The 14828-nt window shown below is 62.3% G+C and carries 12 protein-coding genes; 9 read left to right on the top strand and 3 right to left on the bottom strand.

All coding sequences use genetic code 11. From position 1 onward, the window contains the following. Positions 1 to 64: 64 nt before the first annotated feature. The 3 genes from BPHY_RS34195 to BPHY_RS34185 all read right to left on the bottom strand — a co-directional run bounded on the left by BPHY_RS34195 (position 65) and on the right by BPHY_RS34185 (position 3357). Positions 65 to 811: a J domain-containing protein gene (locus tag BPHY_RS34195; RefSeq protein ID WP_012406043.1), complete on the bottom strand. Its 747-nt coding sequence runs from the start codon at positions 809 to 811 to the stop codon at positions 65 to 67. Between the two features lie 219 nt (positions 812 to 1030). Continuing rightward, positions 1031 to 2590, bottom strand: coding sequence for a hypothetical protein (locus BPHY_RS34190; RefSeq protein ID WP_041765809.1), 1560 nt, complete (start codon positions 2588 to 2590; stop codon positions 1031 to 1033). Between the two features lie 164 nt (positions 2591 to 2754). Next, a complete protein-coding gene (locus BPHY_RS34185) occupies positions 2755 to 3357 on the bottom strand; it encodes a restriction endonuclease (protein WP_012406041.1) in 603 nt (200 codons plus the stop codon). Between the two features lie 1123 nt (positions 3358 to 4480). Here BPHY_RS34185 and BPHY_RS34180 point away from each other — a divergent pair. From BPHY_RS34180 to BPHY_RS34140, 9 genes are all read left to right on the top strand, one after another. Beyond that, the gene (locus tag BPHY_RS34180) at positions 4481 to 5770 is read left to right on the top strand and encodes a quaternary amine ABC transporter ATP-binding protein (RefSeq protein WP_012406040.1); all 1290 of its coding nucleotides are present in this window, start codon (positions 4481 to 4483) and stop codon (positions 5768 to 5770) included. Then, the gene (locus BPHY_RS34175) at positions 5767 to 6651 is read left to right on the top strand and encodes an ABC transporter permease (protein WP_012406039.1); all 885 of its coding nucleotides are present in this window, start codon (positions 5767 to 5769) and stop codon (positions 6649 to 6651) included. The genes BPHY_RS34180 and BPHY_RS34175 overlap by 4 nt, the downstream gene beginning before the upstream one ends. A gap of 93 nt (positions 6652 to 6744) precedes the next feature. Beyond that, a complete protein-coding gene (locus BPHY_RS34170) occupies positions 6745 to 7626 on the top strand; it encodes a glycine betaine ABC transporter substrate-binding protein (protein ID WP_012406038.1) in 882 nt (293 codons plus the stop codon). A gap of 79 nt (positions 7627 to 7705) precedes the next feature. Further along, positions 7706 to 9001, top strand: coding sequence for a serine hydroxymethyltransferase (gene glyA / locus BPHY_RS34165; protein WP_012406037.1), 1296 nt, complete (start codon positions 7706 to 7708; stop codon positions 8999 to 9001). A gap of 64 nt (positions 9002 to 9065) precedes the next feature. Continuing rightward, on the top strand, positions 9066 to 9953 hold the full coding sequence (locus BPHY_RS34160; RefSeq protein WP_012406036.1) for a dihydrodipicolinate synthase family protein: 888 nt from the start codon (positions 9066 to 9068) through the stop codon (positions 9951 to 9953). Positions 9954 to 9959: 6 nt separating this feature from the next. Further along, a complete protein-coding gene (locus BPHY_RS34155; RefSeq protein WP_012406035.1) occupies positions 9960 to 11291 on the top strand; it encodes an NAD(P)/FAD-dependent oxidoreductase in 1332 nt (443 codons plus the stop codon). 17 nt (positions 11292 to 11308) lie between these two features. After that, positions 11309 to 12802, top strand: a complete 1494-nt coding sequence (locus BPHY_RS34150) for an aldehyde dehydrogenase (protein WP_012406034.1) — start codon at positions 11309 to 11311, stop codon at positions 12800 to 12802. Between the two features lie 66 nt (positions 12803 to 12868). Then, positions 12869 to 13648 (top strand): pyrroline-5-carboxylate reductase, encoded by a 780-nt coding sequence (locus BPHY_RS34145; RefSeq protein ID WP_041765806.1) that lies wholly within the window; start codon positions 12869 to 12871, stop codon positions 13646 to 13648. Positions 13649 to 13801: 153 nt separating this feature from the next. After that, on the top strand, positions 13802 to 14803 hold the full coding sequence (locus BPHY_RS34140; protein ID WP_012406032.1) for a LysR substrate-binding domain-containing protein: 1002 nt from the start codon (positions 13802 to 13804) through the stop codon (positions 14801 to 14803). The last annotated feature ends 25 nt before the right edge of the window (positions 14804 to 14828 follow it).

Below are 14828 nucleotides of genomic sequence, written 5' to 3'. Positions count from 1 at the left end.
TGGAGTTCCAACAGGCGACGGGGCATGGGCGTCCGCTGAACTTGGCCAAGTTTTGTCGCGCATGCTATTGGCAAGTTTCCATCTCCAACTGAATCCCTCGTTCGGAAAGCTCCTGCATCAATTGTTGCGCCAATTCATTCAACGGATCGCCACCCATTGCCTCGGCTTCCTCGACGGTCTTTCTGAGTTGAAAAAGCTCCGTCGCCTGGTGGACTTCCAATTCTTCCTGCGCCTCCGTCAAGCGGCGGCGGAGTTGCGCGATCCGTCGGATGGCTCTCACGATGCGTGAGGCTATGTCGGCACCAGCAATCGCTTCGGGGTCGTGCCCGTACTCCAGAATCAGCTTTTCAATGGCTTCCTTATCGCCGCGCTCATATGCCCGGTTCACCTGCGCCATCAGCGTGGTTCGACGTTGACGTTCGCGGTCCGTGGTAGCGCGGTCGGGATGAATCAGCTTGGCCGCCTGCCGGTATGCCTGCTTAAGTTCAGGGGTAATCGCGGGTGGCGGTCCGGGGCAAACCTCGATCAGACCCGCCTCCTCCGCTGACTTTCTGGCTTGCTCATGCGCCGCCTGTGCATCGGCTCGAGCAGCCGCATCGCCAGGAATTCGCGCCGCCTGAGCGTCGGCAAATTTAGCGTCCAGTTCATCCAACTCCGCATACAACCGCCCCACGGTCTGGTAATACCGCCTCTGAAACCGTGCAGTCTCAGTTTTGATGGTTTCCAATGAAAGTTCGGCCGACGCGACCCGTTCTTCAAGTTCCCCTTGTTCGGTCTCCAGGCGGGTCAGCTCTTGTTCTTCTGGGAGCATGTTATTCCCATCCTCAAGCTGTCAAAGTTGGCGGCCGAGTTTATGAAGCCGCGAAAATTGCAACTGTTCTTCTGCGTGCAACTCGCAACATCCGACGGACGTATCCATACATCGCGTTGAGTCCCGCACCGGTTGATTGTCATCTCAATTTTTGTAAACGTCCCCGGCCTCCGCGTCAGCTCCGGCAGGCAGGGCCGCCGTTACCGCCGCGTTCCTAAACTAAGCGCCTTGTAGGATATGGGCGATTTCAACGGCCAAATCCTCGAGAGCTCGCACGGCTTCAGCCGCTTCATCAGGGTCGAGCCAGCACGAGGCGCTGAACAGCAGCTTCGGATACGGTACACGTCGATCGAACTTCACGCGCGTCTCGATCGCTGCCGTGTGCTTCGCGCCCCGGGCACGCAGCATGTCGAGGTACTGATCCCACGCGTACCATCCCTGCGCCTCGTTGGCCGCGTTGTCCTTGTCCCACACCGACGTCTGCGCAAGACGCAGGAGCATCACCGGGTGGGCGTTGATCTGGCCAGCTGGCACGACAGCGATGCGCTTGAACGGCGCGCACGCCATCACTACCTTACCCGTCTCCGTGATCTTTGAACCCTTGACCGCGTTCGGGCATGTGGCGCACGTCGGCGAGCAGGGCTCCTTCACGCCTGCGTCCGGCTTCACACCGTCCATCGACGAGCACGTGGGTGCCTTGTTCGCGCCGTCCTCGAACGCGCCCTCGTAGTACACACGGCTGCGACCCTTGTTGTGGTCCAGCACGACGAGCGAGACGATCGGCACCGGCTCGATGTCGCCCGAGTCAGCATTCTCGCGCGTGAGCTGCGTTTCTTCGCCGTTGACGATGCGGCCCCATACCTTGTTGCGATACGACAGTTGGTTGAGGGTGGCGCGCGGTTGGAGATTGCCGTTGTCGGCCGCTGCTGCTGCTGCCGCTGCTGCCGCTGCTGCTGCCGCTGCCGCTGCTGCTGCCGCTGCTGCTGCCGCTGTAATCGCCTCATCAGCAGCTGCATCGTCCAGTGCCGAGCCCTCGCTCGGGATGTCCGGCGAGCCCGCGACGCCATCGTGGGCCGCGTCGCCAATCAGAATCTTCGTGATGGCGTCCGCATCGTTCTTGAGCTTGGCCCCCGCAGCGGCGGCTTCATCGGGATCGAGCCAGCACGAGGCGCTGAACAGCAGCTTCGGATACGGTACACGTCGATCGAACTTCACGCGCGTCTCGACCGCTGCCGCGTGCTTCGCGCCCCGAGCACGCAGCATGTCGAGGTACTGATCCCATGCGTACCAGCCCTGCGCCTCGTTGGCCGCGTTGTCCTTGTCCCACACCGACGTCTGCGCAAGACGCAGGAGCATCACCGGGTGGGCGTTGATCTGGCCAGCTGGCACGACAGCGATGCGCTTGAACGGCGCGCACGCCATCACTAGCTTACCCGTTTCCGTGAACTTTGAACCCTTGACCGCGTTCGGGCATGTGGCGCACGTCGGCGAGCAGGGCTCCTTCACGCCTGCCTCCGGTTTCACGCCGTCCATCGACGAGCACGTGGGTGCCTTGTTCGCGCCGTCCTCGAACGCGCCCCCGTAGTACGCACGGCTGCGACCCTTGTTGTGGTCCAGCACGACGAGCGAGACGATCGGCACCGGCTCGATGTCGCCCGAGTCAGCATTCTCGCGCGTGAGTTGCGTTTCTTCGCCGTTGACGATGCGGCGCCATACCTTGTTGCGATACGACAGTTGATTGATCGCTTCCGGCGCATTGAATGCGCCTCTAACGGACACTGATGAAGCCGGAATTCTGCTGTTGTGTAATGCCGCAATTCCACGCGCGATAAGGCTTCCACTCTTATTTGACGACGCATCAAGATGTCCCGATCCAGGCTTGACGGGCAGGTTTTGTCGATCAAACATACGCGATCCCCGTTTTATGATGCGACGTTTTTGACCTAAGCGCTAACCGATTTTGCTGCGTATTGCGCGATGAGTTTTGCGATGGCGCCTCGGTCTATCAGCGACACGCCTGACCGTGCCGCCAGTTCCAAAGCGTTCGGAGTGAATTTGCCGGTACTGACGACCCACGCGCAATCACACTTGTAGTAGGCGCGGCCAGACAGCGCTTCCTGAACGGCCTGCACGCCCACGCTCCCGGTATAGCGCTTAGCCTGTACGGCGATCCGACGTCCGTGCTTGATGAGGATAAGGTCGGCGCCATAGTCGCCAGTGACAGCCGTGAGCTCCACTGCATAGCCTTGTTGCCCAAACAAGCCGGCCAGATATGCTTCGAACCTTTCGCCGCTGAGTCGGTCCAGCTCGGCGAGCTTTGCTTGTCCATATTCCCTATGCCAGGTGTCCTCCTTGAGTTGCTTTGCCGCAAGCGTGTCACGCCGCGTCCTAGCGAATTGCAACGCGTCCTGTACGTGCCGAAGTTGAGGATCCGTTTGGGACGTTCGATCGTCGACCGGAGCGGGTGGAGCAGGCTTCGCTGCCAGTGCGCTCCAGAGCATCCATACGATGCCTGCCAATAACGCGACCAACAGCAGCTCTTTCATAGGAGGCGATCCCCTGTCGCGGACATAAAGCGTTTTTTGATTGTTTGCTTGCTCTCTAAACTCGCTCGAGCGATCGTCTGGCAAAAAATAACAGAACTGATGACGTGCTTTTCGTTCGACCGATCACACAACGAAATATTCTTGCCAATCGATGCTCGGCCCTCTGATGCCCGCTGGAATCTGCAATTCGATTGCAAAATCGCCGCGTGTTGCAAATTGCAGTTGTCCAACACATGATACATGTGATCGGCAGATCGGCGCGTCGTGGCGTCGATAACGGACCATCGTAGTATGCAGATGCTGAAGCGATATACGCACCTCAAACCAGAAAACCTTTTAGCGCGCCTCGGCTAGGTCGCGTAGACCAGCCCTAGCTCAACGCCAACAAGCTTGCACGATTGATCTGCACTTGTAGCAGCGAGCGATTCTCACGCCCCGAGGCGAACGGACTAATCGCAGATTGCCAGTTCCGTCGGTTTCGGCTGGTCGCCTGAGACTCTAGTCGGCCAATAGCTGCCCGTCGCCCCATTCACAAATCCGTCACTCCAATGGCCGGTGTTGCTTTCATATCGGCGGATAGACTCCTAAAACTGGTTATTGCAAAACAAGGCGGGCGGTTGCCACAGTGTGTCAAGTAGCGCGCGACGCGCATGCCGCCGCCCAGAGGGCCGCACACGTAAAGCAGCGGCGACAGCACGCCTTGCCGCCCTGGGACTATCCCTACAAAGCCATCTGAAAGGCGCCGGCACGCCGTCGATCGACGTGACCGCGGCGGTTCACTTGCATAGCCCGCAAACCCTCGTCCTGTCTAGGTGCGCGGGCTTCGTCCGCAGCGCACACGTGCGCCGCTCGCCCGACACGCAGCGGCTTCCATTACCAAAGGTATGGGAAAGAGCTCAGAAAATGTAGCTGGATGAAGCAAATTGGCTTGATACGCTGCAGTTCATGCATTAACCCCGATGTTCACTTCATCTGACGCATATCCTTCTGCCAGCCGGAAGAAAGGCGCCATATTTTGCGAACAAATGCCGGGTTCGCAGTCGAGTGCCGCCGCGCAATGACAAACGCGGGTTATACCCGACGCGCGATGCCAATTTCCTGAACTTGCCAGCTGGGACGACAAATGACCCCAAACCTGACATTTGCGCCGGACAGCGTGCTTCATCCGGGCGCGATCGGCGCGGACGATGTTGCCGCCGCGGCGAAACCTGTCGCGATCTCCGGGACCGATATCCTCACGGTCAGGAACCTGTCGAAGATTTTCGGACCGAAGCCCGAGCGCGCCGCCGAGCTGGTCCGGCAAGGCCTCGGACGCAACGAGATTTTCGAGCAAACGGGCAACATGGTCGCCGTCAACGACGTGAGCCTGAGCGTGAAGGCGGGCGAGATTTTCGTCGTGATGGGCCTGTCCGGTTCCGGCAAATCGACGCTCGTGCGCCTGCTCAACCGCCTGATCGAACCGACTTCGGGCCAGGTGATTCTGGAAGAACGCGACATCGCGCCGATGTCCACGCTCGAATTGCGCGAAGTGCGCCGCAAGAAAATGGCGATGGTGTTCCAGTCGTTCGCGCTGCTGCCGAACCGCACGGTACTCGACAACATTGCCTACGGACTCGAAGTCGCGGGGCTGAAGAAGGCGCAACGCTACGAGATTGCGCGCGCCGCGTTGACGCGCGTCGGTCTCGGCTCCTATGAAAAGCTGCTGCCGGGCGAACTGTCGGGCGGTATGCAGCAGCGTGTCGGTCTTGCCCGCGCGCTCGCCGTGAACCCTTCCGTGCTGCTGATGGACGAAGCGTTTTCGGCGCTCGATCCGTTGATCCGCTTTGAAATGCAAAACGAACTGCTGCGCCTTCAGAAAGAAGAGCAGCGCACCATCGTGTTCATCTCTCACGATATCGAAGAAGCGATCAAGATCGGCGGCCGCATCGGCATCATGAAAGATGGCTGTCTGATTCAGGTCGGCACGCCCGCCGAACTGATCCAGTCGCCCGCCGATGCCTACGTGCGCGACTTCTTCCGCAACGTCGACGTGTCGCGCTTCCTGAGGGCGTCGAGCCTGATGACGACGGTCGGGCGTGGCCTGATTTCGTGCGACGTCGCGGCGCCCTCCGAGCGCTACCTGAATCAGCTGATCGATAGCGGCGTCGAATGCGGCTATGTCTGCGACGAAGCGGGCCGCTATCAGGGCTGCGTGACACCCGCATCGCTGCACAAGACGGGCGCGCAGCCCATCCGCGATGCGTTCGTGAAGGACATGAACGCAGTCCCGCTCGACGCGGATCTGCATCAACTGGCCACGATTGCGCTGAGTCAGGAACACGACGTCCCCGTCACCGATACCACCGGCAAGCTCGCCGGCGTCGTGTCCTGCCGGACGATTCTCAAGCAGGTCATGGAACGGAGAGCAGCATGAACTCGTCAGTCATCGGCAAGTTTGCGGAAGACGCCGTCAACTTTCTCTTTCAACATTTTCGCGGCGGCTTCGACGCGTTTTCGGCCGCACTGGGCGCTGTCATCAAATTGCTGGAAGACGGACTCGCCGCCGTTCCGTTCGTTGCGATGCTCGTATTTCTCGTGGCCTTTGCGCTGTGGCGGCGCGGTGTCGTGTTCTCGATCTTCGTCGGCCTTGCGCTGCTCGCGATTCACTATATGGGCCTGTGGGCGCAGACGGTGTCGACGCTTGCGCTGGTGATCGCCGCGACGGTGTTCAGTCTCGTGATCGGCGTGCCGTTGGGCATCTGGGGCGCACGCAACAAACGCGTCGAAATGGTGCTGCGCTCACTGCTCGATTTCATGCAGACGATGCCTGCATTCGTCTACCTGATCCCCGCCGTCATTCTGTTCGGGCTGGGCCGGGTGCCTGCCGTTATCGCCACCATCGTGTTCGCGATGCCGCCTGTGGTGCGTCTCACCACGCTCGGCATTCGCCAGGTGCGCGAAGAACTGCTGGAGGCAGGCCGCTCGTTCGGCAGCACGGATGCGCAACTGCTGTGGAAAGTCCAGTTGCCGAATGCGCTGCCGTCGATCATGGCGGGTGTGAACCAGACCATCATGATGGCGCTGTCGATGGTCGTAGTCGCTTCGATGATCGGCGCGGGCGGTCTCGGCGAATACGTGCTGAGCGGTATACAGCGGCTCGATATCGGCATCGGTTTCGAAGGCGGGCTTGGCGTCGTGCTGCTGGCCATCGTGCTCGACCGGCTGACGGAGAGCTTCGGCGTGAAAGCGAAGAAGTCGAAGCGCAGCACGGTGCGCGCCGCCAAGGCCGGCCCGAGTGCGGCGGCGAGAACCTGAGCATCATCATGTAAAGCCGGGAAGTCAAGCAATACACCACATCGCTATGTCGTTCCATTTTCGAAAATTTTCATAGTCGCGTAGGAGTACTATATGAAAACCAATCTGTTCAAATCGCTGGTTGCGAAGCTGGCTGTGTCGACGGTCGTCGCGATGAGCGCCGGCGCGGGCCACGCGCTCGCAGCCGAGCCGATCAAGATGGCAGTGACCAACTGGGCCGACGTGCTCGCCGTCGCCAACGTCGCCAAGTACGCGCTCGAAACCAGTCTCAAGCAACCTGTCCAGTTCGTGCAGGCAGATATCGGCATCCAGTACCAGGGCGTGGCGCGCGGCGATCTCGACATCATGGTCGGCGGCTGGCTTCCCGTGACGCACGGCGCGTACTACGCGCGATACAAGAACGACATGGAAGATGTCGGCGTGATCTATACGGGCGGCAAGAATGGCTGGGCCGTGCCCGCCTACATTCCCGAGTCGCAGGTCGCAACCATTTCCGACCTCGAAAAACCGGACGTGAAGAGCAAGCTGAACGGCACGATCCAGGGCATCGAGCCCGGCGGCGGTCTGATGCAGGCCTCCGAAAAGGCCATCAAGGCATATGACCTGAACGGCTACAACCTGCAATCGTCGAGCGAGGCGGGGATGCTCGCCGGTGTGTCGCGCGCCTATCAGTCGAAGCAGTGGATCGTCGCGACGGTGTGGAGCCCGCATTGGCTGTTCCAGAAGTGGCAGATGCGTTATCTGAAGGACCCGAAAGGCACGCTGGGCGGCGAAGAGCAGGTGCACGCTTTCGCGTCGAAGCAGTTCGCGACGAAGTTCCCGCGCGCCGACGTGTTCTTCAAGCATTTCAAGCTGACGCTCGCCGACGTCGAAGCGATCGAATTCGAAGGCAACAGCACGAACGACTATGCAACCGCCGCGAAGAAATTCGTCGATGCGCACCCGGAAAAGCTGAAGGCCTGGTTGCAGCAATAAGCGTCATTGCAGGCATCGCATCGAAAGGCATTCGCCGTCCCGCACTACATGCTTCACGATTTTTTCCCGGAGTGACCACGTGAACGAGAACTCGCGCTTTTTCGCAGAAACGCTTCAGAGCCGCGACCCTGTCATCGCATCGGAGATCGCGCTGGAATTGCGCCGCCAACAAACCCAGATCGAACTGATAGCTTCCGAAAACATCGTCTCGGCGGCGGTGATGGAGGCGCAGGGCACGGTGCTGACCAACAAGTACGCGGAAGGCTATCCGTCGAAGCGCTACTACGGCGGCTGCGAACATGCGGATCGCGTCGAGGCGCTCGCCATCGACCGCGTGAAGGCGCTGTTCGACGCGGAGTTCGCCAACGTGCAGCCGCATTCGGGTGCGCAGGCGAACGGCGCGGTGATGCTCGCGCTCGTCAAACCCGGCGACACGGTGATGGGCATGTCGCTCGATGCGGGCGGCCACCTGACGCACGGCGCGCGCCCCGCGCTGTCCGGCAAGTGGTTCAACGCGGTGCAATACGGCGTGAGCCCGGACACGTACCGCATCGACTATGACCAGGTGCGCCGCCTTGCCGAAGCACATCGGCCGAAGCTCATCATCGCCGGCTATTCGGCCTATCCGCGCGCGCTCGACTTCGCGGCGTTCCGCGACATCGCCGATAGCGTCGGCGCGCTGCTGATGGTGGACATGGCACATATCGCGGGCATCGTCGCAGCGGGACGGCACGAAAACCCGGTGCAGTACGCGGACGTCGTGACGTCCACCACGCACAAGACGCTGCGCGGCCCGCGCGGCGGCTTCATCCTCACCAACAACGGCGACATCGCGAAGAAGATCAACTCGGCGGTGTTCCCCGGCTTGCAGGGCGGGCCGCTGATGCATGTGATAGCGGGCAAGGCCGTTGCGTTCGGCGAAGCGCTGCGTCCCGAGTTCACCGCCTATATCGACCAGGTGCTGCGCAATGCGCAGGCGCTCGGCAACGTGTTGAAGTCCGGCGGACTGAGCCTCGTGACGGGCGGAACCGACAACCATCTGCTGCTCGTCGATCTGCGCTCGAAGCACCTGACGGGCACGCAGGCCGAGAAGGCGCTGGAGCGGGCGGGCATCACCTGCAACAAGAACGGCATTCCGTTCGATACGGAGAACCCCACGGTCACGTCGGGCATCCGTCTCGGCACGCCGGCGGGCACGACGCGCGGGTTCGGTACGGCGCAGTTCGAGCAGATCGGCGAGATGATTCTAGAAGTGCTGTCGGCGCTCGAACACGAGCCCGGCGGCGACGAACAGGTGGAACGCGCGGTGCGCAGCCGCGTGCGCGACCTGTGCAACCAGTTCCCCATCTACTCGCATACAGAAGCACTCGTATGACGCGGGCGGCTGATCTCATCCACTACAGCGCGCCGCAATCTTAACCATTCAAGAGAGAACCGACATGAGCTTCGAGGGAGTCCACACACCGCTCGTCACACCGTTCAAGGCCGACGGCGAGATCGATCACGCACTGCTCGGCAAGCGCGCCGCGAATCTGGCGAGCCGCGTCGCGGGTCTTGGCATTGGCGGGACCACGGGCGAATACTACGCGTTGAGTTTCGATGAACGCGTGCAGACCTTCAACACCGTCGCCGAAGCCGCAGGCGGCAAGACGTATCTGACTGCGGGCATCAACGCGACCACTACGAAAGAAGTGATCCGCCTCGGTCACGAAGCGAAGCGGGCCGGCCTGAACGCGCTGTTGCTCGCTGCGCCGTACTACGCACAACCGACTCAGGAAGAACTGCTGACCCATCTGCTGAAGGTCGACGACAGCCTCGACATGCCCGTCATGCTGTACAACTTCCCGGCGCGCACGGGGACGGCAATCGGCGACGAAGTGCTGTCGTCGCTGCTCGAACGCCCCAATTTCATTGCGATGAAGGAAAGCACGGGCGACATTGCGCATCTGCATCATCTCGCGACGCACTTCAAGGACCGCCTGGTGCTCAGCTGCGGGATGGACGATCAGGCGCTGGAATTCTTCGTGTGGGGCGCGAAAAGCTGGGTGGGCGGCGCGTCCAACTTCCTGCCGGAAGCGCACACGGCGCTGTTCGACGCCTGCGTGAAGCAAGGCGATTTCACCACGGGCCGCAAGCTGATGGCGCAACTGTTGCCCGTGCTCGAACTGCTGGAGCGCAGCGGCAAATTCATCCAGTACGTGCGTTACGGCTGCGAACTGGCGGGCACGCCCGTGGGCGCTGCACGCGCGCCGCTCGGCACGCTCACTGAAGCAGAACGCAGCGAGTTTGCCCAGCTCGTTCGTCCGTTGTTGCGCAACGCTCAGTAAATCTGCATGGCCTCGAAACTGGAATTCGCGCGCTTTCCCGCTCCCGATGGCGTCAACGGATGGTGGGAAAGCCTGCCGCCGCCCAGGCCTGCCGTTGCCGTGTCGTCGGAACGGCGCTACGACTGGGTCGTGGTCGGCGGCGGGATCACGGGCCTGTGCGCGGCCCGGCGGCTCGCCGAGCTTGCGCCGGATGCGTCGATCGCGCTGGTCGAGGCGGATCGCATCGGGCGCACGACGGCTGGCCGCAATTCCGGCTTCTTTGTCGATCTGCCGCACGACATCAGCAGCGAAAGTTATTCGCGCAGCGTGGAAGCGGACAAGGCGGACGTGCGCTTCCAGCGCCACGGCATCGACTATGTGCGCTCGGTCGTGAAGCAGCATCGCATCGATTGCGACTGGCGCGACGACGGCAAATTTCATGCGTCGGTGAATCGAAAGGGACACGCGGCGCTTGCGCACTTCGCGGAAGGACTCGAACGTATCGACGAAGCATTCGAGTGGCTGGACCAGGCCGCGATCGCAAAGGTAACGGGCACGGACTTCTACGAGGGCGCGCTCTTCACGCCCGGTTGCAGCACCGTGCAGCCTGCCGCGTTGATGCGCGGGCTCGCCGCGACCTTGCCGGAGAACGTGCAGGTTTTCGAACTCAGCGCAGTGAAGCGGATCGAGGACGACGGCTTGTCGAAGGTGCTGAGCTTTGCGGGCGGCCGGATCGTCGCCGAACGCGTGATCCTGTGCACGAATGCCTATGCCGCGACGTTCGGCGGCCATCCGAACGGCCTGCTGCCCGTGTACACGTTCGCCTCGATGACGCGCGTGATGCGCCCCGAAGAAGTCGAACGGCTGGGCGGCACGCGTTCATGGTCGCTGATTCCTGCCGACCCGATGGGCTCGACGGTGCGCCGCCTGATGACCGACCGCATCTGCGTGCGCAATCACTTTGCGTTCCGGCCGAACCTCGAAGTGTCGCAAGCCGATCTGGCGAAAGCGAAGAGCCTGCATCGACGCTCGTTCGACCGGCGCTTCCCGATGCTGAAGGACGTCGAACTCGAGTACACGTGGGGCGGTCCGCTGTGCCTGTCGGCGAACAACGGCGCGCTGTTCGGGCGCAGGGCCGACGGCGTGTTCGAAGCGGTTGGCTGCAACGGTCTGGGTCTGAGCCGCGGCTCGGCGTCCGGCAAGCTGATAGCCGAATATGCGCTCGGTCAATCGAGCGATCTCGTGCGCCAGCTTTTGAACCAACCGCATCCGCGCTCGCTGCCTGTGCGGCCTATTGCCGACGTCGCGGTGTCGGCAGCCATCTGGGTCAAGGAATTTTCGGCAGGGGCCGAGCTTTAAATCTGTGAGGACAGGACATGACAACGTACCAGCAATGGCAGCAGAAAGCGCAAGCCTTGTCGCTCGATGGCCGGGCGTTTATCGCGGGAGAGCGCGCGAATGCGGCGTCGAATGAGACCTTCGCGACGCTCAACCCTTCGACGGGAAAAGTACTCGCCGATATCGCGAAGTGCGATACGAAGGATATCGACCGCGCGGTCGCGGCCGCACGCGAGGCTTTCGAATCCGGCGTGTGGTCGAAGGCCGCGCCCGCGCAGCGCAAGGCGGTACTGCTGCGGCTCGCGCAACTGATCGAAGACAACACGGAAGAACTGGCGCTGCTCGAAGCGCTCGAAGCGGGCAAGCCGATCAGCGAATGTCTCGGGCTGGACATTCCCGAATCGGCGGCGTGCATCCGCTGGCATGCGGAAGTCACCGACAAGCGTTATGACGCGCTGTCGCCGTCGGGCGCGGGCGTCGTCAGCATGATTACGCGCGAGCCGATCGGCGTAGTGGGCGCGGTGCTGCCGTGGAATTTTCCGGCGCTGATGCTCGCATGGAAAATCGGCCCGGCGCTGTCGGTCGGCAATAGCGTGATCGTGAAGCCTGCCGAGCAGACTTCGCTGTCGACGCTGCGCATCGCCGACCTCGCGCTGCAAGCGGGCGTGCCGGCAGGCGTGTTCAGCGTGGTGACGGGTTTCGGCGAAAGCGCGGGCCAGGCGTTGGGCCGTCATGCCGATGTCGATCTCGTCGCCTTCACGGGTTCGACGGAAACGGGCAAGCGCTTCCTGCGCTATTCGGCGGATACGAACCTGAAGCGCGTGGTGCTCGAATGCGGCGGCAAGAATCCGCAAGTCGTGCTGCCCGATGTCGCGAATCTCGATGCCGTTGCCGAGCAGGCTGTCGCCGCTGCGTTCTGGAACATGGGCGAGAACTGCAGCGCGGGCTCGCGTATCCTGGTGCCGTCGTCGCTGAAGGCGAGCCTGCTGGAAAAAGTGCAGGCAGTGCTCGAAGGCTGGAAGACGGGCGATCCGCTCGACCCCGACGTCAAGCTCGGCTCGCTGATCGAGCAGAAGCATTTCGACAAGGTGCTCGGCCACATCGAACAGGCGAAGGCGGAAGGCGCGCGCGTGGTGTGCGGCGGCAAGGCGGCGCGCACGGATAGCGGCGGCTGGTTCGTCGAGCCGACCATCTTCGACAACGTGACGCCGGACATGAGCATCGCGCGCGACGAAGTGTTCGGCCCGGTGGTCTGTTTCATCGAATATGCGGATATCGACGACGCGGTGCGGATCGCCAACGACACCTGCTACGGTCTCGCCGCATCGCTGTGGACCGACAACGTGAACCACGCGCACAAGGTGGCGGCGCGGATTCGCGCGGGCACCGTGACGGTCAACTGCTTCGGCGAGGGCGATCTGTCCACGCCGTTCGGCGGGTTCAAGCAATCGGGCTTCGGCGGGCGCGACAAATCCGTCTATGCGCACGACCAGTATTGTGAACTGAAGACCACCTGGCTCAAGCTGGACTGAGCCTGTTCGACACACGCGCAAGTGCGGCTTCATCGCCGCGCTTGCGCGCTATTCATGCGAGAACTCATGCGACTAGGTTTTATCGGCACGGGCACGATCACACAGGCCGTCGTGAGCGGCATGCTCAGCCTCGGCGTGCCCTTCGAGCGGATTGCGCTGTCGCCGCGCAATGAAAAAACGGCGGCGGCATTGGCCGCGCGCGATGCGCGTATCCGCGTTTGCGCGAGCAATCAGGCGGTGCTGGACGACTCAGGCGTCGTTTGCCTCGCAGTGGTGCCGCAAATCGCGCAAGACGTGCTGGGCGCGCTCACCTTCGATGCGCGGCATCACGTGATCAGTTTCATGGCGGGCGTCTCGCTGGAGCAGTTGCGCGCGCTCACCCGCACGGGCGGCAAAGTCGTGCGCACGGTGCCGCTGCCTGCCGTTGCGCAGGGCAAGGGCAGCACGGCGATCTGCCCGGCCGACGAGGTCGCCAGAGCGATCTTCGCGCCGCTCGGCGAAGCCGTCGAAGTGGATAGCGAAGCGAAGTTCGACGCGCTGTCGGCCGTGACGGCGACGATGGCGAGCTTCTACGCGGTGCTCGAAGCGCAGGCGTCGTGGCTCGTCGAGCAAGGCCTCGACTATGCCGACGCGCGGGCGTTTTTGTCCGGCTATTGTGTTGGGCTCGCCAACGACACGACGCGCACGGCCGAGGCGTTTTCAGCGATGTTGGCGCACAGCATGACGCCGGGCGGCATCAACGAGCAGTTGCACAACGCGTTGTCGCGCCAGGGCGCGTATGCGCTGTACCACGACGCGCTGGACCGCGTGTTGCGGCGGATCAGCGGGCGCGCCAGCGGCGGATAATCGTCAGATGCAGGCCACGGGGCGCATGCCGCACTGCACTGGGGTTGCCCGCCATTGCCAGCCGCCGCGAACAATCGCAGACTATTTTTTGCGCGGCAGCCGTAGCCCGGCGCGTCACCGCCGCATTGCGCATCCGCTTCACAGGTGAAAGCCATGCAAAAGAAACAGATGTTCGCCGACCGCCTGCTCGCACAGATGCCCTCGCTGCGCGCGCTGCGCTGCTTCGTCACGGCGGCGCGGTACGAAAGCTTCACGCAGGCCGCGGAAGTGCTGTGCGTCACGCAGGCTGCCATCAGCCGGCAGATCAAGGAACTGGAAGACTCGCTGGAAGTGGCGCTGTTCGAGCGCACAGGCCGGCATATTGCGCTCACGGACGCCGGACGCATTCTGTACAACGCGTCGTATCTGTCTATCATGAATATCGCCGAAGCGGCGGAAGCCGTGCGCCGCACCGACCGTCATGCACTGACAATCTGCGTGTCGCATACGTTCTCGGCTCTGTGGCTGTCGTTCCGGCTGCCGTCGTTCCGCAAGCGTTTTCCGGATATCCGTTTGCACGTGATGGTGACCGAGCATTTCATGGAACTGGACGACCTGATGCAGCCCGACGTCATCATCACGAAGAATCCGCCGCGCGAGCCGGAATACGAAATCGAGCCGCTCTTTCATGATGTCGTGTATCCCGTGTGCAGCACGTCGTTTCATGAGCGGCACTTTCACGCCCGGTCGATGAAGCCGCTCGATCTGCTGTCGCATCCGACCTTGAATCTGTCGCTGCTGGGGCGCGCGCAGGTTTGCGAGCATGTCGACTGGCGCGTGTGGCGCAACTGGTTCCAGCAGGGCGACGGTTCGGACCGGCTGGTCGAGAACGAGCATCTGGAGAGCAACGACTATCGGCTGCTCGTCGCGCAGGCGGAAGCGGGCGAAGGCACGCTGCTCGGCTGGCATCATCTCGTGCATCGTCAGGTCGAGCAGGGGCGCCTCGTGCGGCCCGTGCAGGATGCGCTCGAATTCAACGACCGCTACCACTATCTGATCACGCACAAGAACGCGAAGCTGCGGCCCGAGTATCTGCAGTTCCGCGAATGGCTCGGCGAAGAAGTGGGCGCGATGATGGGCGAGTGGCGCGGCGTCGAAAACGAGGCGGAAAAATAGCGTTCGGCACACACAGCATGAACGG

Origin of the sequence: Paraburkholderia phymatum STM815 (assembly GCF_000020045.1) — a bacterium.
Classification (GTDB): Bacteria; Pseudomonadota; Gammaproteobacteria; order Burkholderiales; family Burkholderiaceae; genus Paraburkholderia; species Paraburkholderia phymatum.
This window is presented reverse-complemented; position numbering and strand designations above follow the sequence as displayed.

Excerpts from the sequence above, each read along its gene's own strand:
- BPHY_RS34155 (WP_012406035.1), top strand. The coding sequence starts at position 9,960 with ATGGCCTCGAAACTGGAATTCGCGCGCTTTCCCGCTCCCGATGGCGTC.
- BPHY_RS34150 (WP_012406034.1), top strand. The coding sequence starts at position 11,309 with ATGACAACGTACCAGCAATGGCAGCAGAAAGCGCAAGCCTTGTCGCTC.
- BPHY_RS34175 (WP_012406039.1), top strand. The coding sequence starts at position 5,767 with ATGAACTCGTCAGTCATCGGCAAGTTTGCGGAAGACGCCGTCAACTTT.
- BPHY_RS34185 (WP_012406041.1), bottom strand. The coding sequence starts at position 3,357 with ATGAAAGAGCTGCTGTTGGTCGCGTTATTGGCAGGCATCGTATGGATG.
- BPHY_RS34180 (WP_012406040.1), top strand. The coding sequence starts at position 4,481 with ATGACCCCAAACCTGACATTTGCGCCGGACAGCGTGCTTCATCCGGGC.
- BPHY_RS34170 (WP_012406038.1), top strand. The coding sequence starts at position 6,745 with ATGAAAACCAATCTGTTCAAATCGCTGGTTGCGAAGCTGGCTGTGTCG.
- BPHY_RS34195 (WP_012406043.1), bottom strand. The coding sequence starts at position 811 with ATGCTCCCAGAAGAACAAGAGCTGACCCGCCTGGAGACCGAACAAGGG.
- BPHY_RS34160 (WP_012406036.1), top strand. The coding sequence starts at position 9,066 with ATGAGCTTCGAGGGAGTCCACACACCGCTCGTCACACCGTTCAAGGCC.
- BPHY_RS34140 (WP_012406032.1), top strand. The coding sequence starts at position 13,802 with ATGCAAAAGAAACAGATGTTCGCCGACCGCCTGCTCGCACAGATGCCC.
- BPHY_RS34145 (WP_041765806.1), top strand. The coding sequence starts at position 12,869 with ATGCGACTAGGTTTTATCGGCACGGGCACGATCACACAGGCCGTCGTG.